The sequence below is a fragment of the Mesorhizobium sp. M5C.F.Ca.IN.020.32.2.1 genome (assembly GCF_004023105.1).
GTDB lineage: Bacteria > Pseudomonadota > Alphaproteobacteria > Rhizobiales > Rhizobiaceae > Mesorhizobium > Mesorhizobium wenxiniae.
The window spans coordinates 1-1,038 of the sequence record NZ_RZSX01001354.1 but is presented as its reverse complement, the minus strand read 5'-3'; the positions used below and the strand labels follow the sequence as shown (position 1 = coordinate 1,038).

Here is a 1,038-nt window from a genome sequence, read left to right as displayed (position 1 = left end):
ACCATTGCCTTTGTTCTCTTTATGTTCGCAGCGATGGCGGCCTCTGTCAACAATCCCGATCACGGTTTTTGCCGCGACTGCCTGACCTTCCAGCGCAGCGAAACACGGCGCTGCGAACGCTGCGGCAGTCCACGGCTTGCCCGCCATCCGGAGCTCTACCGGCTGCGTCTTGCCCATATCGACTGCGACGCGTTTTACGCGGCGGTCGAAAAGCGCGACAACCCAGCGCTGAAGGACCGGCCGTTGATCATCGGCGGCGGCAAGCGCGGCGTCGTCTCCACCGCTTGCTACATCGCGCGCATCAACGGGGTGCGCTCGGCGATGCCGATGTTCAAGGCGCTCGAAGCCTGTCCGGAAGCGGTCGTCATCCCCCCGGACATGGAAAAATATGCACGTGTCGGCCGCGAGGTGCGCGCCATGATGCAGGCGCTGACGCCGCTGGTCGAGCCGATCTCCATCGACGAAGCATTTCTGGATCTAGCCGGCACCGAGCGTCTGCATGGCTTGCCGCCGGCGGTGGTGCTGGCGCGCTTCGCGCTTGGCGTGGAGAAGGAGATCGGCATCACCGTTTCAGCAGGCCTTTCCTACTGCAAGTTCCTGGCCAAGGTGGCATCGGACTTTCGCAAGCCGCGCGGCTTTTCGGTGATCGGCGAGGCTGAGGCATCAGGCTTTTTGGCCGAGCAGCCGGTGACGCTGATCTGGGGTGTGGGAAAAGCTTTCGCCGCCACGCTTGAACGGGACGGCGTCCGGATGATTGGCCAGTTGCAGCGCATGGAGCGCGGCGACCTGATGCGCCGCTATGGCGTGATGGGCGACCGGCTCTACCACCTTTCACGCGGCGAGGACGACCGCCGCGTCCATCCCGACCAGGATGCGAAGAGCGTATCGGCGGAGACCACCTTCGACACCGACGTCGCTTCCCTGGATGAATTGGTTTCGGTGCTGAGAGCGCTTTCGGAAAAGGTTTCCGGGCGGCTGAAGAAATCCGGCATTGCCGGGCGCACCGTCGTGCTGAAGCTGAAGACCCAGGATTTCAAG

At 63.3% G+C, this 1,038-nt stretch carries 1 protein-coding gene; it reads left to right on the top strand.

Annotated elements, in window-relative coordinates:
• Positions 1–21 precede the first annotated feature (21 nt).
• Positions 22–1,038: DNA polymerase IV (locus tag EOA86_RS35930; protein ID WP_128345773.1), on the top strand; the 1,017-nt coding region annotated here is incomplete at its 3' end.